Origin of the sequence: Lysinibacillus parviboronicapiens (assembly GCF_003049605.2) — a bacterium.
GTDB classification, from domain to species: Bacteria; Bacillota; Bacilli; order Bacillales_A; family Planococcaceae; genus Lysinibacillus; species Lysinibacillus parviboronicapiens.
Window position 1 is genome coordinate 253,972 of record NZ_CP073713.1, and the last position, 21,393, is coordinate 275,364.

At 40.0% G+C, this 21,393-nt stretch carries 13 protein-coding genes, 1 rRNA gene and 1 riboswitch; of the genes, 10 read left to right on the forward strand and 4 right to left on the reverse strand.

Features of this window, described 5'->3' with window-relative positions:
• Window positions 1-9 precede the first annotated feature (9 nt).
• Entirely contained in the window at window positions 10-918 is a 909-nt protein-coding gene (locus C9J31_RS01375; protein ID WP_107950713.1) for an ABC transporter substrate-binding protein, read from the forward strand.
• A gap of 222 nt (window positions 919-1,140) precedes the next feature.
• Here the strand turns inward: C9J31_RS01375 and C9J31_RS01380 are convergent, their stop codons facing one another.
• Complete coding sequence (locus C9J31_RS01380; protein ID WP_107950701.1) at window positions 1,141-2,454, reverse strand: hypothetical protein; 1,314 nt, start codon at window positions 2,452-2,454, stop codon at window positions 1,141-1,143.
• 164 nt (window positions 2,455-2,618) lie between these two features.
• A complete protein-coding gene (locus C9J31_RS01385) occupies window positions 2,619-2,891 on the reverse strand; it encodes a response regulator (RefSeq protein WP_107950702.1) in 273 nt (90 codons plus the stop codon).
• Between the two features lie 111 nt (window positions 2,892-3,002).
• Here C9J31_RS01385 and C9J31_RS01390 point away from each other — a divergent pair, with 111 nt between their 5' ends.
• The 4 genes from C9J31_RS01390 (at window position 3,003) to thiC (ending at window position 8,795) form a co-directional block, all read left to right on the forward strand.
• Window positions 3,003-3,155, forward strand: a complete 153-nt coding sequence (locus C9J31_RS01390) for a hypothetical protein (protein WP_193767131.1) — start codon at window positions 3,003-3,005, stop codon at window positions 3,153-3,155.
• 154 nt (window positions 3,156-3,309) lie between these two features.
• Window positions 3,310-5,412, forward strand: a complete 2,103-nt coding sequence (locus tag C9J31_RS01395) for a methyl-accepting chemotaxis protein (RefSeq protein ID WP_107950703.1) — start codon at window positions 3,310-3,312, stop codon at window positions 5,410-5,412.
• A 288-nt stretch (window positions 5,413-5,700) separates the two neighbouring features.
• A complete protein-coding gene (locus C9J31_RS01400) occupies window positions 5,701-6,630 on the forward strand; it encodes an AEC family transporter (RefSeq protein ID WP_107950704.1) in 930 nt (309 codons plus the stop codon).
• Between the two features lie 123 nt (window positions 6,631-6,753).
• Window positions 6,754-6,868, forward strand: a riboswitch (TPP riboswitch).
• 148 nt (window positions 6,869-7,016) lie between these two features.
• Complete coding sequence (thiC, locus tag C9J31_RS01405) at window positions 7,017-8,795, forward strand: phosphomethylpyrimidine synthase ThiC (RefSeq protein WP_107950705.1); 1,779 nt, start codon at window positions 7,017-7,019, stop codon at window positions 8,793-8,795.
• A 194-nt stretch (window positions 8,796-8,989) separates the two neighbouring features.
• Here thiC and C9J31_RS01410 read toward each other — a convergent pair whose 3' ends face one another.
• A complete protein-coding gene (locus C9J31_RS01410) occupies window positions 8,990-10,495 on the reverse strand; it encodes a catalase (protein WP_054768207.1) in 1,506 nt (501 codons plus the stop codon).
• A gap of 366 nt (window positions 10,496-10,861) precedes the next feature.
• Window positions 10,862-12,316, reverse strand: a complete 1,455-nt coding sequence (locus C9J31_RS01415; protein WP_107950706.1) for a helix-turn-helix domain-containing protein — start codon at window positions 12,314-12,316, stop codon at window positions 10,862-10,864.
• A gap of 202 nt (window positions 12,317-12,518) precedes the next feature.
• Here C9J31_RS01415 and hutH point away from each other — a divergent pair, with 202 nt between their 5' ends.
• The 5 genes from hutH (at window position 12,519) to C9J31_RS01440 (ending at window position 21,091) form a co-directional block, all read left to right on the forward strand.
• Window positions 12,519-14,033: a histidine ammonia-lyase gene (gene hutH, locus C9J31_RS01420; RefSeq protein ID WP_107950707.1), complete on the forward strand. Its 1,515-nt coding sequence runs from the start codon at window positions 12,519-12,521 to the stop codon at window positions 14,031-14,033.
• Window positions 14,034-14,052: 19 nt separating this feature from the next.
• Window positions 14,053-15,729 (forward strand): urocanate hydratase, encoded by a 1,677-nt coding sequence (gene hutU / locus C9J31_RS01425; protein WP_107950708.1) that lies wholly within the window; start codon window positions 14,053-14,055, stop codon window positions 15,727-15,729.
• Window positions 15,726-16,994 carry an imidazolonepropionase gene (hutI, locus tag C9J31_RS01430; protein WP_107950709.1) on the forward strand — a complete coding sequence of 423 codons (1,269 nt, stop codon included), beginning with the start codon at window positions 15,726-15,728 and terminating at the stop codon, window positions 16,992-16,994. The genes hutU and hutI overlap by 4 nt, the downstream gene beginning before the upstream one ends.
• Before the next feature lie 219 nt (window positions 16,995-17,213).
• Window positions 17,214-19,082: an SLC13 family permease gene (locus tag C9J31_RS01435; protein WP_107925379.1), complete on the forward strand. Its 1,869-nt coding sequence runs from the start codon at window positions 17,214-17,216 to the stop codon at window positions 19,080-19,082.
• Between the two features lie 457 nt (window positions 19,083-19,539).
• Window positions 19,540-21,091 (forward strand): 16S ribosomal RNA (locus C9J31_RS01440).
• The last annotated feature ends 302 nt before the right edge of the window (window positions 21,092-21,393 follow it).

The window sequence follows — 21,393 nt, forward strand, 5'->3', positions numbered from 1 at the left end:
TTGCTATTAATGTTAACGGCATGTGGAGAAACAAATAATACGGGGAAACCTAAGGCAAGTGAAGAAACACAAGAAACTGCCGTGACAAAAACGATTACAACAGTAAATGGAGAGGTGACAATCCCTATTCACCCAAAGCGTATTGTAGCCGTGGAATACATAGGTAGTCTAATCGCATTAGACATAATTCCAGTAGGAGCCCCTGGATTAACGCTTAAAAATTATTATTTCAAAGATGCGCTAACTGGAATTGACGATATAGGTGATTACAGCGCGCCATCTACTGAAAGTGTTCTTGCGCTTAGCCCAGATTTAATCATAACTGGGAATGGAGATAACTATGAGGCGTTAAGTAAAATAGCCCCTACAGTTGTTGTGCCATATGGTGAACTAAAAAATGCTCATGAAGAACTAACTTATTTCGGTCAATTACTCGGAAAAGAAAAAGAAGCTGAAGCATGGTTAGATCATTACGATCAAAAAATTGCAGATGCTAAAGCAAAGGTTGATGCAGTTCTTGACGAAGGGTTAAGCTTCTCTATCATGGAATACACTGATAAGGAGACTTATGTGTATGGAGATAATTTCGGTCGTGGGGGACAGCCCATCTATCAAGCGCTTGGACGTAAGCCTCCTGCAAATATAGCAGATGAAATTATGGAGAAACAATGGGCTCAAATTTCAGAGGAATTGTTGGCAAGCTATGCAGGTGATTATATTATTATGACTTCTAACAGTCGAACGGTTGAAGATTTCAAGGCGGATCCACTATGGGGAACTTTGCCTGCGGTAAAAAACGATCGTCTTTATGTTTGGCCGGAGGAGCGTTCTTGGTACTACGATCCGACCGCTGTTTTAGCTCAGGTTGAGGAATTAACAATGTGGCTAACAAATCAAAAAATTAAAATTAGTGATTAGAAGTAGAGTAATTGAAAAAGAAGCACCATTGTTAGCTTTATGGCAGATGGTGCTTCTTTTCATTTGGAAGAAAATAATTTGATTTACCCTACATGTGAAATTTATCAAGCACCATCTTCAAAAAAAATGTTTAGATGCAAATAGTGAATGTAATAAAGAGAGGAGGGCATGCATTATGCTCTCCTCAATTTGTGATTGTGAAATTGCCGCTTTACGGGGATGTTAATTTCTAATGATTTGGAACGTACCAGATGTTTTCGTTTGAATGATGTGTTGATTGTCATTGACTGAGTAAGAAGCCGGTTCGTGATCACCGAATTCATTGATACGAACAATAGAAGCATCCTTTGGTAAATTCTCAATGATTATTTCCATATCTGCCACGAATTCTACAGGTTTTTTATTCAAAGTTGCTTGGAAGGTAATACGATTTAGATTTCTTGTGAGCTGGATATCCATTACGCCAGCGTCCCCATTAACTAGCGTCCCTAGTGGTGGAACGATGACGGTCATGTTTGCTTTTGTCGTCAAAACAAAGCGCTCTGTGCTGATTTCAGAGTCAGCAACATTGATTTTTGCTTTATAGGTATTTCTACTTTTGGACATAGCTGTATTTTTACCTGGTACTGCTGCTGTGTCCGATAATATAGGGGTTTTTATCGTACTCCCCTTAGCTGGAAGTTTGTATTTGCCATTCACATAGTCTACTAATGTCCCTACATTCGGCACAAGCTGCTGTTGAACAGGTGTTAACGCTTCAAAGGCTGTTTTTACTGCTTGGACATCTTGATTAGTGGAAGTCTTTGGCGATAAAGCAGCAATGGCGTTTTCAACTTCTTTAGCTGCTGCTTTATCCTTTAATACAAGTTGTTCAGCATCTAGTAATAGTTTTTCAGTACCGCTAGGGAAAGAAACATTTGAAAATCTACGTAATGCATTGTATTCAGCTCGTGCTTCTGCGACATCTTTATGGAAGCTAATGCGAGACGAATTCAATAATTGGATTTTATTAACAACTTTATCAACGGATGTATTGGGCGCGATAGAAGATGTCAGTATTTTTTGTGTATCTGCGCTAACAAAGGACTTTTGTGCGGCATTTAATGTGTTATACCAATCTCTCGTTTCAATCACGTTTTGATAGTAATTAATGGATGTCGATTCGACAGAAGCTAACTTTTCTTCAATCTGTGTCGCCAGTCGACGATAGGCCACCCTTGTTTGCTGGTGATTTAACAGTGTGCTGTAATTCGTTACGTATTGCTTCTCTGTTTCTGTTAAAGCATTGTAGGCTTTGTTAGCTGCCTCTAATGTTGGTTGGAATGATGAAGCAGTATCATTAATGTTATTAATGAGCTGTATAACGTTCGAAACATTAGAGTTGTAATAATAGTAATTGTAATTGTAATTGTATATGTAAGCTGTCTTTGAATTTGCCGAGATACCAGCAGCAGATGCTGACGTAGTAGGTGTAGTAAAAATGAGCGAAGGAACTGCTACTAAAGCAAATAAGGCAAGGCTTCTTTTATGTTTCATAATATGGGAGAACCTCCTATTTCTATAATTACTAATTTTATCATAGCTTAGGATATTTTTATGCATTTTTTGGATGAATAGGTAGATGGTTTGTATATTTTTTGATGGAAAGTGTATCTTATATACTATTATGAACAATGAAATTTTATAGAATAATGAGCAGGCTATGGATTTTTCCCGTAGCCTGCTGTTTTCATAACTGGAGAGACGGATAGAATGGTGGAAGTGACGGATAGAACCTTCAAGTCAGAAATGACCATATCAAAGGTTGCTTCTTCCAATTTTTTAAGCGCCTCAGTACCACTCAATGCAATTTCAATATCATAGGGCTCTGTAGATAGCACGTTGGCTAGTATCTGCAAATTAACAGCATCATTATCAACAATTAGAATGTGTGAACGACTTGTTACAAGAGAATTTATTTCAGTAGCCACCATTTCATGTTCGTATTTTGAAAAATGGGCTGCCGTAAAAATAGAGGAAAGGCGACAGTTTATTCACCCAGACGAAGAGGATAGTTACTTTACACTTATGAAATTGTATGAAGTATGAAACAATACCATGCTGTGGAGGAACAATACTTATCGCTGCAAAAAATGCTAGAGGAGCAATTAGCTCTAGAACCGAATGAGAAAATCGAAAGCTGGTTTACTAGTTGGAAGAAGAAAAGGGCTGCGTCTGAAGCTGATATTTTGGGCTGAAACAAGCCCTTTTGTATTGTCTAACTAGTAATTTTAAAAATGTAGGGAAATCTCTCGAATAAACTTTAATTTTCTATGTTAAGATTATAAATCTTTTATTGTGATAAGAACATCCATACATTATGATTATTTATAAAAAATGGGGGTGTTTGTAATGAAGAAATCCAAAAGTATTGCATTAAAATTATCTTCTTTAATCATCGGATTATTTTTAGTGCTATTTGTTACTTATACAGTAGTAACAAGTTTCATGTTATATAATCAAAGTGTAGATGATTCAGAAAGCGCGACACTTCAAAATGCTCAATTTTCTGCTGCTAAGATGAGCGAACGTTTTAAGAAAGCAAATGATACATTACAAACAACTAAACGCATAGTGGAGACGATGCATAATAATGGCGAACTTTCAGCTGAAAGTTTAATGAATATACTGGAAGTAAATCTAACAAAGAGCGATGATTTGATTGCGGCAGGAGCTGTTTTAGAAAAAGATTTCACGAAAATCGAACCAACTATTGATGTTTCTTTAATTGATACGCAAGAACGCTTCGTACCTTATGTATCAAAAAATGGTAATGATATATCAACTACTGCTATTGAAGGAATTGAAGAAAAGAGTAGTGCCCAATGGTATTGGGTTCCTAAAGAAGAGGGGCGAGCTGTACTAACGGAACCTTATGATTATAAGGTTAATGGCGAAACAATCTCGATGACAACGATATCTGTCCCATTAGTGAATGCCTCAGGGACATTTTTTGGTGTGTTAACCGCTGATTTATCGATTGATTTTTTAAAGGGTCTAGTTGATGCCATCAAGCCAGATGGCGGATATGCGAGCATCATTACTGCTGGCGGTATACTTAGTGTAAATAGTATTAACGAAAAATTAGATGGAACAAATATGCAAGATGCAATCGACTGGGCAAGTGTTAGTAGTTCTATGCAAGATGGTAAACCAGACACCATGTATGTGGATTCAAAACAATTAGGAGAAAAATCATATAATGCTTTTGCACCAATGATTTTAGACGGAATTGATGAGACTTGGACGATTCAATTAGTTGTACCAAAATCTAAAATTCTTGAAACCTATAATCAGGTACTTATATTCACGATTGTAGCGGCAATTATCATCGTTATTTTAATGGCAACTGTAAGTGCATGGTTTATCTATAGACAATTGAAGCCGTTGAAGCTTCTACGTGCATCAATAGAAACAGCAGCGGATGGGGATTTAACGAAAAAAATTGACGAAAAATATATTAAGTCAGATGAAATAGGCGCAGTTTCAGTTGCCTATAATAATATGTTAGACAAAACGAATGATGCTATACATACGGTATTGCAATCTACGACTTTGCTTAACCAATCATCAACTCATGTCCATGAAGCATTTAATGAGATTGTAGCCTCTAGTCAAGAAGTGACAGTAGCAATAAACGAAATTGCTCAAGGTGCTTCTAAGCAATCTGAAGATACGGAAGAAACAAACTATCGAATGATGGACCTATCCGAACAGATTGATACGATTACACAGTTGTCTTCTCAAATGGAAGAACTGTCTGCTAAGACGCAAACAACAACTGAAAAGGGTATGAAAGAAGTCGATAGTTTGCGTGTACGTAATACAGAAACCAATGAAATGAATGGACGAATACAACAGCAAATAGAATCATTATCTTCTAATATTGCGAATATCAACCAAGTTATTGTCTCTATTCATGGTATTATGGAGCAAACAAATCTGCTTGCACTTAATGCAAGTATTGAAGCGGCTCGAGCAGGAGAACATGGGAAGGGCTTTGCAGTGGTAGCCGAGGAGGTTAGAAAACTAGCTGAGCAATCGAGAAATGAAACAGATGTCATTAAGACAACTGTGGATAGTATATTAGAAAACTCTAAACAAACAGTATTAGTAATAGCTGCTAATGCTAGCTTAATGCAAGCGCAAAATGAATCCGTACAAAGCACGGAAATAGCCTTTAAGGACAATAGTGAGCTCTCTAGTTCTATTGCAACCTCAATTAACGAGTTACTCGCTAAACTTTCTGGTATGTTAGAGCACAAAAATCAAGCACTTATGGCTATTCAAAGCATTTCAGCTATTTCAGAGGAGACTGCCGCTTCTGCCGAGGAAGTAAGTGCTTCAACAATTGATCAGCAGGCAGAGCTAGAAAAGGTTGCAGAATCAATAAATAATATGAATAAAATCTCACAAGAATTACAAGAAGTTGTTAAACGCTTTAAACTCGCTTAATTCCTCTTCTTTATAAAAATGGCTTTGGTACTAAATCCTTCTATAATGAGAATATAGTAAAGTGAAAAGGAAATCTGTCAAGCCGCTAGTAAGCCGCAAGCCTCCTCAACCCAGGGGGCTTGCCTAACTTACTTTCCTGAAGGGGTCTTCAGATTCTTTTGTTATTCGAAAATACTACGAGCAATGACATGAAATCGTTTTTAAAGTCATTAGAAGGGTCAAGCAAAGCACATTGACCTAGCTCGCAGATAGCACTACTATAGAAAGAGATGAGGGGGGATAAACTACATGATGTATCTCGGTATGATTTTCTTTCAAATTGTTGCCCCAATTTTAGTGCTTCTTGTACTTGGAGCAGTCTTGCAGAAAAAATTTCGATTTAATTTAAAAGCATTATCCCAACTTATTACATATTGCTTTATGCCGGCTGCGGTTTTTATGAATTTATATGAAACGACTGTGGAGCTGTCGGTACTAGGACAGGTCGCGGTGTTTATTATTCTCTTTATCGGGAGTCAAATGGTGCTCAGTCATTTTTTAGCAAAGGGACTTGGTTTAGCAAAAACAGAAACAGCAGTGTTTAAAAACAGCGTTGTGCTCATTAACTCAGGTAACTATGGTATTCCGGTTGCGCAAATGATATTCGCAACACAGCCGATAGGAGTGGCCATTCAGGTTATTCTAGTTATTTTCCAAAATATGACAACGTATACATATGGTTTATATAATCTTATTTCCTCGACAAAATCTGGGCTCGCCATTATAAAGGACTTCTTGAAAATGCCTATTATACATGCGCTTATTATTGGTGTGGCAATGAATTTCTTCAATATTGGTATCCCCCAGTTTATTCGTATTCCAATCGACCATGTAGCAGATGGTTTTATCGCTGTGGCACTTATTACGCTTGGAGCGCAACTATCCCAGCTTGAAATCAAGTTGATGTTTAATAAAACCGTTTTTGTCAGTTGCTTTACACGGCTGATTATTGGACCAGCTGTGGCGCTTGTCATTATTTTTACGCTTGGCTTAGACGGTGTTGTAGCTCAGTCACTCTTTATAGCTAGTGCCTTTCCGACGTCACGCAATAGCTCAAGCCTTGCTTTAGAATACGATGTTGAATCAGCCACTGCAGCACAAACCGTGTTATTTTCGACTATTGTTAGCTGTATCACAGTGACGCTCGTCATTTACGTGGCAGAAATACTTTTTACATAAAGTATCTTCGTCATATATGAAATAGCTTGTGCCAAAATATAAAGTGTACTAATTAATTGTTATGATTTTAAAATATAACTTCCATCTATTAGTAATATCTGCTACACTAACATCAAATTGAATAGCTTTAACTAGGGGAGTCTGATGAGTCAGGCTGAGAGGGAAACGCATTGAGGTTTCTTGACCCTTTGGACCTGATCTGGCTCATACCAGCGTGGGAAAGTTAATGATTATCGCAGTACTTATACTTTGCGATAATAAACCCTTACATTCACAGCCGGATCCAAATTTTTTTGGATTCGGCTTTTCATATGTAGCAAAGTAAATTGTTGGGGTGAGCTAGATTCGGTCCTTCTTAAAATATGTAAAAGGGAGCGAAGTAGTTTATGACAACAGTTAGCGAAAAAAACATTAACATTATGACTAGTTTTGATGGAAGCAAAAAGGTGTATGTAGAAGGCTCAAGATCAGATATTTTAGTGCCAATGCGTGAAATTATGCTAAGTCCAACAACTGGGAGCTTTGGGGAAGAAGAAAATGCGCCAGTGCGTGTATATGATACAAGTGGTCCATATACAGATCCTACTTACAAAGTAGATATTACCAAAGGTTTGCCTGCTTTGAGAAGCGGTTGGATAAAAGAGCGTGGGGATGTAGAAGAATATGAAGGCCGTAAGATTAAGCCCGAGGATAATGGCTTTCGTAATGATGATGATCCACGTATTAAAGAAAATGTTTTTCCGGGGCTTTATCGAAAACCTTTACGTGCGAAAAAAGGGCGCAATGTAACGCAGCTTCATTATGCAAGAAAGGGCATTATCACACCAGAAATGGAGTTTGTAGCCATTCGCGAAAATTTAGATCCAGAATTCGTACGTGCTGAAATTGCTGAAGGTCGTGCAATTATGCCTTCAAACATTAATCATCCAGAGGCAGAGCCAATGATTATTGGCCGTAACTTCCATGTGAAGATTAATGCCAATATCGGTAATTCAGCTGTATCCTCCTCCATTGCTGAGGAAGTAGAAAAAATGACATGGGCAACACGCTGGGGTGCAGATAATATTATGGATTTGTCTACGGGTAAGCATATTCATACGACGCGTGAATGGATTATTCGCAACGCTGCTGTACCCGTAGGAACAGTGCCTATTTATCAAGCGCTAGAAAAGGTAAATGGCATTGCGGAAAACTTAACGTGGGAGGTGTACCGAGATACATTAATCGAACAGGCCGAGCAGGGTGTTGATTACTTCACTATTCATGCAGGGGTATTACTACGTTATGTACCACTAACAGCTAATCGTGTAACCGGTATTGTCTCGCGTGGTGGTTCGATTATGGCGCAGTGGTGCTTATTTCATCATGAAGAAAGTTTTTTATATAGTCATTTTGAAGAAATTTGCGAAATTATGAAGACGTACGATGTAGCTTTTTCTTTAGGGGATGGCTTACGTCCAGGCTCTATTGCAGATGCCAATGATGAGGCGCAATTCGCGGAGCTTGAAACACTTGGAGAGCTAACACAGATTGCCTGGAAACATGATGTGCAAGTCATGGTAGAAGGGCCAGGTCACGTCCCGATGCATCTCATTAAAGAAAATATGGACAAGCAATTAGAGGTGTGTAAGGAAGCGCCATTCTATACGTTAGGCCCTTTAACAACCGATATTGCTCCTGGCTATGACCATATTACATCGGCCATTGGCGCAGCAATGATTGGTTGGTTTGGTACAGCAATGCTTTGCTATGTAACGCCGAAAGAGCATCTCGGTTTACCTAATCGTGAAGATGTTCGTGTTGGAGTCATTACGTATAAAATTGCTGCACATGCTGCTGATTTAGCAAAGGGTCATCCAGGGGCACAGGTAAGGGATGATGCACTATCAAAAGCACGTTTTGAATTCCGTTGGCGTGATCAATTCAATTTATCATTAGATCCTGAGCGAGCAGTGGATTACCACGATGAAACATTGCCGGCAGAAGGCGCTAAAACAGCCCATTTCTGTTCGATGTGTGGTCCTAAGTTTTGTAGTATGAGAATTTCCCAGGATATTCGCAACTATGCAAAAGAAAAAGATTTAAATACGACACAAGCCATTCACCAAGGCATGCAGGAAAAGGCTGAAGAATTTAAAAAGGCGGGCAGTCAAATTTATCAATAACTAAAAGAAAAAATATTATTTATGTTACTTTATCAATAAGAAAGCAAGAGGGCAGTCTAGTTATATCTAGGCTGCCTTTTAATTTTTTTAATATATAGAAGTGGTTTTACAACAATACATTCTATCAAAAAAAACCCATGCAAATTTCGCATGGGGTAAAAAATTGGATTTGGATATCAATAATAAGTGGATGGTTAAACGTTAGTTGGTTGTTTAATGTATGGATTTGTAAGGTCCATACCCTCTAATGAAAGACCCATAGCTTTTGCTACGCCTTCACCGTATGCTGGATCAGCTAAATAACAGTGCAAAATGTGGCGACGTTTAATGAATTCTTCAACTGAAGCCATATCATTTGCTGTATTTTCAAATAAACGTTGTTGTTCATCCGCAGTCATTAAGCGGAATAACTTACCTGGTTGCTCGAAATAGTTGTTGTCATCTTCACGGAAATCGTGAATACCAGCATTGCCATCGATACGTAATTCAGGCTCTTTGTGGTCTAAGTTGTGTTCCCACTCACCATAGCTATTCGGCTCATAGCTCATTGTTGAACCTAGATTGCCATCGAAGCGCATAGCACCATCACGATGGAATGTACGGAATGGACATTTTGGTGCGTTCACAGGTAGCATATAGTGATTTACGCCTAAACGATAACGTTGAGCATCAGCGTAAGCAAAGATACGACCTTGTAGCATCTTATCTGGAGAGAAGCTAATACCAGGGATAATGTTAGAAGGTGCAAATGCTGCTTGTTCTACTTCTGCAAAGTAATTGTCTGGATTTTTGTTTAACTCGAATTCACCAACTGGAATTAGTGGGAAGTCGCCTTTGTACCAAACTTTTGTTAGGTCAAATGGATTGTACGGTAATTCACGAGCTTGTTGCTCTGTCATTACTTGAATGTACATTTTCCATTTCGGGAAATCGCCTTTTTCAATTGCGCCATAAAGGTCGCGTTGTGAAGATTCACGGTCATTACCGATTACCTCATTAGCCTCAGCACCCGTTAAATTCTTAATACCTTGTTCTGTACGGAAGTGGAATTTCACCCATACACGTTCATTTTGAGCATTGATAAAGCTGTAAGTGTGAGAACCGAAACCATGCATATTGCGGAAGCCACTCGGAATACCACGATCGGACATAACAATTGTAACTTGGTGAAGGGCTTCCGGTAATGAAGTCCAAAAATCCCAGTTTGAATTCGCGTTCTTCATATTTGTACGTGGGTCACGTTTTACTACATGGTTTAAATCTGTGAAGTGTAGTGGATCACGGAAGAAGAATACAGGTGTATTGTTACCAACTAAATCCCAGTTGCCTTCTTCAGTATAGAATTTAAGTGCGAATCCGCGGATATCACGTTCTGCATCAGCTGCGCCACGTTCACCTGCAACAGTAGAGAAGCGGGCGAACATTTCTGTTTTCTTGCCGATTTCAGAGAAAATTTTTGCTTTTGTATATTGAGTAATATCGTGGGTAACAGTGAAAGTACCAAATGCACCTGAACCTTTTGCGTGCATGCGACGTTCAGGAATAACTTCACGGTTGAAGTTGGCTAATTTCTCAACTAACCATACGTCTTGAAGTAAAAGTGGACCTCGTGGACCTGCTGACATTGAGTCATGGTTACTAACTACTGGTGCACCACCTGCTGTTGTAAAGCGACGGCTACGATCATTTGTGTTTGTCATATTAGTTTACCTCCTGAATAAAATTGTGAGTCAAACTCTTCACTAATAACTATAGCAAATCCAAAATAGAATTGCTAGTACATTATAATAATTATTGTTAAAGAATTTCTATATTAAGATATAAACTATTATTATATGCGTAGTCTAATAAGTATATGCATCAATTTTGATGACTGAAACAATTTAAAAAGATTTATTTGAATGACGTTAACACTGTTAGTTGGCGCTTTCTGTAGTGAAGCTTATAAATAAATAGAATGACTTTTAACGAGATAGAAGTAAATACTTCTATTTCGTTTCTACTATACACGTGTTGAAAATAGATTATGCTAATTGAAAATATAGTGAATGTAAGTGGCTCTATTTTCAAGTTTTACGATAACGATTAGGTGTAGTACCTATTTGCTGCTTGAAAATTTTGATGAAGTAGTTTGGGTCATCGAAGCCATTTAAAAGTGCGATTTCGCTAATCGCAAAATCGGTTTCGACTAGCATTTTTGTGGCATTTTGAATGCGTATTTGCTGTAAAGAGCGTTTAAATGGCAAGCCCTGCTTCTTTGAGAAAATTGTGCTCAAATAATTGGGGCTAATGCCTAATTTATAAGCGACGAAAGGCAAGGACAATGAACTATCCTGAAACTGTTGCTCGATAATTTCTAGTGCCAGTTCTACATAGTCTGCTTTTTTCTCCATCCGAGCGTGCCGAGCTAAAGCAATCAATGTTTGTGTGAAAGCAATAATGCCATTAAGTATTGTATAAAGTATGGGGTGCTCAATGATTAGATGAAAAAGCTGACGATAGTTTTGTTCAATCACAGCTTTCTCGTGTAATTTATATTTCAGCATAAAGCGTCGAATTTGAGCCAAAACACTCGTCAAATGAATTCGTAAGTCATCCTGTTCGTAATAAATCCCTTCATTAGATAATCGATATAAAAAGGCTTTGATTTCCTCAAGATTACCGTCTTCTAAACTTTTAATGAGTAACTGCTGCTCCTCTGGTGTTAATAACGGATCGAATGGCTGCGTTTCTAACTGTCTTGTCGCATAAAAAATATGACCGAAGCCTTCGTAAAAACTTTGATGAAGTGCGCGCTTTGTTAAGGTATACATATTTTTTAATGTTGCAGGTGTGTAGTCGTAAATCCCGATATTAAGAGAACTATTATTCGTGAGTCTCCATTCATTCATCAATGTGCGCACATCTTTTTCTACCGTTTTCATATCATGTATTTGAAATAGACAGACAATACCATCTGATAATGGATATATTTTCATATGCTGGTAAATTGGCGTTTGCTGAATCCAATTGTACAACTTATTTAATGTTTCAGGATGCTCAGGTTCAATCATTGTGAAGTGCATATCTGTATCTAAAGAGCTAGTCTCACTATCTAAAAATAATTTATAGTAAAATGTTTCATCTGTATCTGGGGTATAGGCCTTCTTTTCCTTCGCTGTATGGATCGAAATTGTAGCGAGCTTTTGCTTTAAAATTTCTAAATCAATGGGTTTTACAAAAAGGTGTGCAACCTGTAATTCAATTGCTTTCATGGCATTTTTAAATAATGGTTCTGTCGTTATTGCAAAAATAGTGCCTGAGTGTTTTTTTAATAGCTGATAAAGCTTCGTTAAACGGTTATTAGAAATTAAATCGATATTCAGTAAAATTACCTCAGGCTCAAACTGTTGAACGCTTTCAGCTGCTTCAGAAATAGCCGTACATATTTCAACTACAATATCTCCAGGGAAGTAAGTTTGTAAAAACCACCGAATACCTGATAATTCTGTAGGGTCTCTATCAATCAATAAAATTCGCATAACAATCAGCCGCCTTAAAATAATCTAGTTTCGTAAAAAAGTAATATTATATTATTAAAAATAACATAAAAATCAATAATAATTCCTGTTTTCTCTTTTAAAATTCTCTATTTTCTGAAAAAGGGAGTTTGTACAATGTAAATAGAGGAATTTCTATCGATATAGATAATTTACCCAAGATATAGAACAAGGGGGATATTAAATGATGTCTATCATTGAGCTTGATGGCAATACATTAACAAGACAGCAAGTAGAAGAAATCGTGAAAGGGCATGCCACTGTTGTGTTATCCACTGAAAGTAAGAAACGCATTCAATTAAGTAGGGAGCGCATTGAAAAGCGTTTAGCTGAAGGGCAAGCCATTTATGGTGTGAATACAGGATTTGGAAAACTTAGTCATATTCGTATTGATGAGGCGGATAATGAATTATTACAGTTGAACTTACTGCGCTCAGATGCCACTGGTGTTGGCGAACCCTTTCCGACAGTAGTTGTTCGCGCCATGATGATTTTACGTGCTAATGCATTAGCACGGGGGTTTTCTGGAATTCGACAAGAGACCGTACAGCTATTACTGGATTGCATTAATAAAGGCGTGCATCCGATAGTACCGTCACAGGGGTCGGTTGGGGCAAGTGGTGATTTAGCGCCGCTTTCACATTTGGCTTTAGTGCTTGTAGGAGAAGGGAAGGCGGAGTTTGAAGGTGAGATTGTAAGTGGTGGTATGGCGTTACAGCAGGCGGGATTAACACCTGTACGACTACAAGCGAAAGAAGGGCTAGCGCTTGTTAACGGTACACAGGCAATGACAGGTATTGGTGTATTAACATTAAATGAGGCAGAACGTATAGGGCTTGCTGCAGATATGGCTGCAAGTTTGTCCCTTGAAGCACTGAAAGGTATTACTGCAGCATTTGATCCAGCGCTCTTAGCTGTAAGACCACACCCGGAATTAGAGCTTGTGGGCGGGCGAATTCGCAAGTGGCTTGATGGCAGTAAACGAGTGACAAAGCAGGGTGAAATCCGGATGCAAGATGCCTATTCACTTCGTTGTATTCCACAAGTACACGGTGCATCATGGCAGTCATTCTTCTACGCGGAGGAACGTGTGCAAACTGAGATGAATGCAACGACAGATAATCCTATTGTTTTAGAGAATGGAGAAGTATTATCTGGTGGGCATTTCCACGGACAGCCAATTGCCCTGGCGATGGACTTTTTAAAGATTGGTGTATGTGAATGGGCCAATATTTCCGAACGACGCACGGAACGTATGGTTAATCCACAACTTAATGAGGGTTTACCGCCATTTTTAGCAACAAATCCAGGGATTGAGTGTGGGCTAATGATTGCGCAATATACAGCAGCTTCAATCGTGTCGGAAAACAAAGTATTGGCACACCCTTCAAGTGTAGATTCGATTCCTACATCGGGTAATCAGGAAGATCATGTCAGTATGGGGACGACATCTGCTCGTCAAGTACGCCAAATTGTGCACAATGCTGCTCGTGTCATTGCGATAGAAATGATTTGCGCTTCGCAAGCCATTCATTTAGATAGAGCAGAGCAACAATTAGCACCGGCCACAAGTCAATTTTTGCAAAAGGTACGTGCAATTTGTCCACCGCTTACAACCGATCAGCCGATTGGAGATGAAATAGAAGCGTTAGCGAACTATTTATTGACGAGTGATGAGTTAGTGGCAATGTCGAAATAATAGCAAAGGGGATGGCAGTATGGAGACACAAACAAATATTCGTGCACCAAGAGGAACAACGCTTACTTGTAAAGGATGGATACAGGAAGCAGCTATGCGTATGCTAATGAATAATTTAGATCCTGAAGTAGCGGAAAATCCGGATGAGCTAATTGTTTATGGTGGTATCGGTAAAGCAGCTCGCAATTGGGAAAGCTACGCGCAAATTATTGCTTCGTTGAAAAAATTAGAGGATGATGAAACGTTACTCATTCAATCTGGAAAGCCGGTTGCTGTATTTCGTACGCATGAAAATGCACCGCGCATTCTCATTGCAAATTCAAATCTAGTGCCAGCTTGGTCAAACTGGGAGCATTTTTATGAACTAGAGGACCGCGATTTAATGATGTACGGTCAAATGACAGCAGGTAGCTGGATTTATATCGGTGCACAAGGTATTTTACAAGGAACGTACTTATCCTTTGTGGAGGCTGGCAAAAAAGTATTTGGTACAGCTGATTTGCGCGGTAAATTCATTTTAACTGGGGGAATGGGCGGCATGAGTGGCGCCCAGCCTTTAGCTGGCAAAATGGCTGGTGCCGTGATTTTAGTAGTGGAAGTAGATCGAGCGCGAATCGAACGCAAAATAAAAGAAGGCTACTGTGATTATATTGTTGAATCGGTAGAGGAAGCCATTCAATTAGTAAATGCACTACGTGAAAAAAAGGAGCCTGCATCAATTGGCCTCGTTGGCAACTGTGCAGATGTAAATCGTGAGCTGCTTGATCGCGCTATTATTCCTGACTTTGTAACAGACCAAACATCTGCACATGATCCGATAAATGGCTATGTTCCAAACGGGATGACATTTGAAGAAGCGCTTAATTTGCGTAAAAAGGATGTAAAAACCTATGAGCAAAGAGCAAAAGAAACAATGGCAGAGCATGTTCGTACAATGCTTGAATTTCAACAGGCGGGTGCAGAAGTATTTGATTATGGTAATAATATACGTGCATATGCAAAAGAAATGGGTGTAGCCAATGCATTTGATTTCCCGGGCTTTGTGCCAGCATATATCCGTCCGTTATTCTGTGAGGGAAAAGGGCCTTTCCGTTGGGCAGCACTTTCCGGTGATCCACAAGATATTTATAAAACAGATGCACTTGCAAAAGAGATGTTTGCACATGATAAAGGTTTAGTGAATTGGATTGATATGGCACAAAAAATGGTGAAATGGCAAGGATTACCCGCCCGAATATGCTGGTTAGGCTATGGTGATCGTCATCGATTTGCATTGAAGGTCAATGAAATGGTTGCTAGCGGTGAGTTATCAGCGCCGATTGTCTTTGGGCGGGATCATTTAGATTCTGGCTCTGTTGCCTCTCCAAATCGTGAAACAGAGGGTATGAAAGATGGCTCGGATGCAGTATCTGACTGGCCTATTTTAAATGCACTAGTTAATACGGCGAGTGGAGCAAGTTGGGTAAGTGTCCATCATGGTGGTGGCGTAGGAATAGGATTCTCGCAGCATGCAGGTCAAGTATTAGTAGCAGATGGCTCTCAGCTTGCTTCAGATAAGATTGCTCGGGTATTAATAGCAGACCCGGGGCTAGGGGTTGTGCGTCACGCAGATGCTGGTTATGAGATCGCCATCAATACGGCAAAGGAAAAAGGTGTGCATATGCCTATGCTAAAGCAAAGGGATGATGCGAAGTGACGATTTTAATAAAAAATGCCAATGAGGTCATTACCTTCAAGAGTGTAGCGCAAGGTCCTCGCATAAAAGAACAAATGCAAGATGTTGCAATTATCCCATATGGCAGTGTTTTAATAGAGAATGACCGTATTGTTGCAATTGGTCCCTTCACACAGTTGGAAGTAGACTACCCTGATTTACTAACTGTGGCAGAGGTTATTGATGCTACAGGGAAGGTCGTTATGCCTGGCCTCGTTGATTGCCATACGCATTTAGTCCATGGAGGTACACGTGAACAGGAATTTAATATGCGTTTAAATGGCTCCACTTATATGGATATCATGAATGCAGGTGGTGGAATTCATGCAACCACGAAGCAAACAAGAGAGGCTAGCTTTGATGAATTGTACGGAAAGACGCTGCGCCATTTAGATGTGTTTCTAAAGCATGGTATCACAACTGTTGAGGCAAAATCGGGATATGGCTTGGATTGGGAAAATGAAAGAAAGCAATTAGAAGTAGCTAAAAAGCTGCATGCTACACATGCTATAGATATAGTGAGTACATTTATGGGTGCTCATGCAGTGCCGCGAGATTATAAAGGGCGTGAAGATGAATTTGTCGACATACTTGTTGATGATATGCTACCTAAAGTCGCTGAACTAGGGCTTGCAGAGTTTAATGATGTATTTTGTGAAAAAGGTGTATTTACACCAGAACAATCCCGCCGTATTTTAGAGGCAGGGAAAGTGTTGCAGCTAACACCGAAAATCCATGCCGATGAAATTGAGCCATATAAAGGAGCGGAGTTAGCTGCTGAAGTGGGTGCAATCTCGGCAGAGCATTTACTAGTTGCTTCAGACGAAGGGATTCAAAAAATGGCAGCAACAGGTACAATTGCTGTATTGCTCCCTGGAACCGCATTTTTCTTGCGCGCTCCTTTCGCAAGAGGGCGTCTGATGATCGATAAAGGGGTACCTGTTGCTATTTCCACCGATTTTAATCCTGGCTCTTCCCCGACGATGAGTCTGCCGTTTATCATGAATTTAGCTTGTATGCATATGGGCATGACGCTGGAGGAAGTATTAACAGCGACGACTATTAACGCAGCATATGCTCTTAATCGAGGACATCAAATTGGTTCACTTGAAGTAGGAAAGCAAGCAGATGTAATCATGCTCGATGTTGCTAATTATAAGCAACTACAATATTTTTACGGTATGAATCACACCCATACAGTCATTAAAAATGGTCGAATTGTCGTACAGGATGGCATTCTTCTATAAATAATCTATCGTATTTTATCTAGCTACTGTTTACCTAATATCTAGAAAAAATTTGTCTAGATGGTCATAATGATAATGGGGTTTAACCTACCGTTAAAAAGGCAACGTTTATTGGTAATTGTGTCTAGATTTATACATTTATATTTAATAAAAAAGCGCAAATAAGTTGAAATAGACTTATTTGTGCTCTTTTTAATATAAAATAGAACTGTCATCTTTATGGAAAGGAAATTATTAGATTTGCAACTTACTTTAACATTTATCATTTTAGGAGCAACGATATTTGCATTTATGACGAATCGTGTACGAGCTGATCTGGTTGCGATAGTGTCGCTCCTCGCATTTATTATTACGGATATTTTAACGCCAGCTGAGGCGCTAGCAGGTTTTTCGAACTCTGTTGTACTAATGATTGCAGGGCTTTTTGTCGTGGGTGCTGGGATATTGCGTACGGGACTTGCGGGGATGGCAGGGCAGCTATTGTTGAAATGGTCAGGCGATAGTGAACTGAAGTTATTTGTGTTACTACTTGTCATTGTTGGCTCTGTCGGCGCTTTTATGAGTAATACGGGTACAGTAGCTTTAATGATGCCGATTGTCGTTAGTATCGCAATTAGTATGAAGGAAAGTCCTTCCAAATTTTTGTTACCTCTTTCTTATGTAGCAAGTCTCTCCGGGCTTATGACATTGATTGCTTCGCCGCCGAATCTAATTGTTAGTCAGCTTTTGGTGGATCGTGGTTATAATAAGTTGGGCTTTTTTGAAGTGACACCAATAGGCATTGTTGGGATGATTGTCGGCATTATCTATTTGGTGCTTGTGCGAAATATATTATTGCCCAATGAACAAAATCGTGCCCAAACAAATGCAGGCTACAAACTCTCGCCAAAGAAAATTATTAAGCAATATGATTTGAACAATCGTTTGTTTAAAATATATGTACCTGAGGACGCTGCCATTATTGGCATGTCACTAGCAGAATTGAAGCTACCTGCGAAATATGCGCTCTGTATGATGAAAATTCATCGTAAATCGCAAGAAGGTATAAATTTATTACCAATGACTTATCAGGAAATGGCTGGTCCAACAAGCGTTATACATGCTACGGATGAACTCTATGTGCAAGGTGAGGAACAAGACATTCGACGCTTAGCTTTAGATTATGGCTTAGAGATGCAAGAACTGGTTGAGGGAGAAGCTGATGAATTGGTATCAAAGCATCTCGGCATTGCAGAGGTACTACTAACGCCAAATTCTAGCTTCACGAATGAGACTGTCAGCTCATTGGGCTTCCGTGAAAAATACAATCTCAATATTATTGGCATTAATCGCAAAGGTGGCTATAAGTTACAGGATATGGTTTCACATAAGTTGAAATTCGGTGATGCCATTCTCGTGCAGGGTGCATGGGATGAAATCTTACTACTTGCAAGGGAAACACAAGACGTTGTTGTTGTTGGTCAGCCAAAAGAACATGCAAGTGTGGCGGCTGCCACTGGTAAGGCAGGTATTGCGGGCGCCATTATGCTGCTCATGATTATCTTGATGGCTTTTGAAGTATTTCCGGCCGTTATTTCTGTGATGATTGGTGCAGTGCTAATGATTTTAACAGGCTGTCTGCGTAATATGGAAGATGCATATAGCAATATGAATTTTGAAAGTATTGTCCTTGTTGCAGCAATGCTTCCAATGGCCACGGCTTTAGAAAAAACCGGCGGTATGGTCATTTTGTCGAATGGTATTATTGATGTGCTTGGTAGTTATGGCGCTTATGGGGTGCTGATTGGGATTTATCTCTTAACGGTTGTTTTTGGTCAGTTTATTAGTAATACCGCAACGGCTGTCCTGTTTGCACCAATTGCTATGAATGCAGCAATCGCTATGGATGCAAACCCTACTACATTTATGATTGGTGTAGCGGTGGCAGCAAGTATGGCATTTGCTACACCGATTGCCTCGCCAACGAATGCACTTGTTATGACTGCAGGGGGCTATAAATTTATGGACTTTGTAAAAGTCGGCTTACCACTACAGGTTGTGATGTTTATTGTCATGATGATAGCTGTTCCATTCTTCTTCCCATTTTAAAAACTCGGTTTTATACCGAGTTTTTTCTTTTATCCGCATGAACAATCTAGATAGACTCAACCTCTATCATTATATTTAAATAAAAAAATAACCAAAAAATTTTGCTCGTTTTTTTATAGAGAGATATGTTAAAATCATAAACTAACGCGATAAGCGAAACCCTATGAAATACTAAAAAAGTGTTTAACGTATTAAAAAAATATTGTCCTTATAATAGGAAGGTTTTTAAACTTTAAAAAAAGTTTTAAAAAAGTGTTGACCTTTTTAAAAAATGTGTGTAGTATTATATGAGTCGCCAAGGTGACACGGTAAAACAAGCAAAACATGAACCTTGAAAACTGAACAAGCAAAACGTAATCAATAACGTTTTTAGTAGCTAACTTCGGTTAGTGAATAAAACAAAATTTTGGACATCAAAATTGATGCCAGCAAAACAATTTGAGCTAATCAAATTTCTTTTATGGAGAGTTTGATCCTGGCTCAGGACGAACGCTGGCGGCGTGCCTAATACATGCAAGTCGAGCGAATGATGAGGAAGCTTGCTTCCTCTGATTTAGCGGCGGACGGGTGAGTAACACGTGGGCAACCTACCTTATAGTTTGGGATAACTCCGGGAAACCGGGGCTAATACCAAATAATCTCTTTTACTTCATGGTGAAAGACTAAAAGACGGTTTCGGCTGTCGCTATAGGATGGGCCCGCGGCGCATTAGCTAGTTGGTGAGGTAACGGCTCACCAAGGCAACGATGCGTAGCCGACCTGAGAGGGTGATCGGCCACACTGGGACTGAGACACGGCCCAGACTCCTACGGGAGGCAGCAGTAGGGAATCTTCCACAATGGGCGAAAGCCTGATGGAGCAACGCCGCGTGAGTGAAGAAGGATTTCGGTTCGTAAAACTCTGTTGTAAGGGAAGAACAAGTACAGTAGTAACTGGCTGTACCTTGACGGTACCTTATTAGAAAGCCACGGCTAACTACGTGCCAGCAGCCGCGGTAATACGTAGGTGGCAAGCGTTGTCCGGAATTATTGGGCGTAAAGCGCGCGCAGGTGGTTTCTTAAGTCTGATGTGAAAGCCCACGGCTCAACCGTGGAGGGTCATTGGAAACTGGGAGACTTGAGTGCAGAAGAGGATAGTGGAATTCCAAGTGTAGCGGTGAAATGCGTAGAGATTTGGAGGAACACCAGTGGCGAAGGCGACTATCTGGTCTGTAACTGACACTGAGGCGCGAAAGCGTGGGGAGCAAACAGGATTAGATACCCTGGTAGTCCACGCCGTAAACGATGAGTGCTAAGTGTTAGGGGGTTTCCGCCCCTTAGTGCTGCAGCTAACGCATTAAGCACTCCGCCTGGGGAGTACGGTCGCAAGACTGAAACTCAAAGGAATTGACGGGGGCCCGCACAAGCGGTGGAGCATGTGGTTTAATTCGAAGCAACGCGAAGAACCTTACCAGGTCTTGACATCCCATTGACCACTGTAGAGATACAGTTTTCCCTTCGGGGACAACGGTGACAGGTGGTGCATGGTTGTCGTCAGCTCGTGTCGTGAGATGTTGGGTTAAGTCCCGCAACGAGCGCAACCCTTGATCTTAGTTGCCATCATTTAGTTGGGCACTCTAAGGTGACTGCCGGTGACAAACCGGAGGAAGGTGGGGATGACGTCAAATCATCATGCCCCTTATGACCTGGGCTACACACGTGCTACAATGGACGATACAAACGGTTGCCAACTCGCGAGAGGGAGCTAATCCGATAAAGTCGTTCTCAGTTCGGATTGTAGGCTGCAACTCGCCTACATGAAGCCGGAATCGCTAGTAATCGCGGATCAGCATGCCGCGGTGAATACGTTCCCGGGCCTTGTACACACCGCCCGTCACACCACGAGAGTTTGTAACACCCGAAGTCGGTGAGGTAACCTTTTGGAGCCAGCCGCCGAAGGTGGGATAGATGATTGGGGTGAAGTCGTAACAAGGTAGCCGTATCGGAAGGTGCGGCTGGATCACCTCCTTTCTAAGGATATTTTCGGAATACAAACCTTGGGTTTGTAAGATTACGTTTTGCGTTCAGTTTTGAAGGTTCATTCTTCTGAATGAATAACTTCAAAACTTGTTCTTTGAAAACTGGATAAAACGACATTGAAATAGTAACAAACACATTTATTTTTTAAGTTTTTTAGGCTTAATAACAGATAATGTAGGGTTTCAAGACACAAGTAGTTCTAGGAAGCAAGCGAGAGAGGAAAGGAGCGTACCTTAGTACGTGACTGACTGAACGAGTGAAGCTGACAACGAAATACGCAGTGTATTGGAAGC

Excerpts from the sequence above, each read along its gene's own strand:
- C9J31_RS01375 (WP_107950713.1), top strand. The coding sequence starts at position 10 with ATGTTAACGGCATGTGGAGAAACAAATAATACGGGGAAACCTAAGGCA.
- C9J31_RS01380 (WP_107950701.1), bottom strand. The coding sequence starts at position 2,454 with ATGAAACATAAAAGAAGCCTTGCCTTATTTGCTTTAGTAGCAGTTCCT.
- C9J31_RS01385 (WP_107950702.1), bottom strand. The coding sequence starts at position 2,891 with ATGGTGGCTACTGAAATAAATTCTCTTGTAACAAGTCGTTCACACATT.
- C9J31_RS01390 (WP_193767131.1), top strand. The coding sequence starts at position 3,003 with ATGAAACAATACCATGCTGTGGAGGAACAATACTTATCGCTGCAAAAA.
- C9J31_RS01395 (WP_107950703.1), top strand. The coding sequence starts at position 3,310 with ATGAAGAAATCCAAAAGTATTGCATTAAAATTATCTTCTTTAATCATC.
- C9J31_RS01400 (WP_107950704.1), top strand. The coding sequence starts at position 5,701 with ATGATGTATCTCGGTATGATTTTCTTTCAAATTGTTGCCCCAATTTTA.
- thiC (WP_107950705.1), top strand. The coding sequence starts at position 7,017 with ATGACAACAGTTAGCGAAAAAAACATTAACATTATGACTAGTTTTGAT.
- C9J31_RS01410 (WP_054768207.1), bottom strand. The coding sequence starts at position 10,495 with ATGACAAACACAAATGATCGTAGCCGTCGCTTTACAACAGCAGGTGGT.
- C9J31_RS01415 (WP_107950706.1), bottom strand. The coding sequence starts at position 12,316 with ATGCGAATTTTATTGATTGATAGAGACCCTACAGAATTATCAGGTATT.
- hutH (WP_107950707.1), top strand. The coding sequence starts at position 12,519 with ATGATGTCTATCATTGAGCTTGATGGCAATACATTAACAAGACAGCAA.
- hutU (WP_107950708.1), top strand. The coding sequence starts at position 14,053 with ATGGAGACACAAACAAATATTCGTGCACCAAGAGGAACAACGCTTACT.
- C9J31_RS01435 (WP_107925379.1), top strand. The coding sequence starts at position 17,214 with ATGGAAAGGAAATTATTAGATTTGCAACTTACTTTAACATTTATCATT.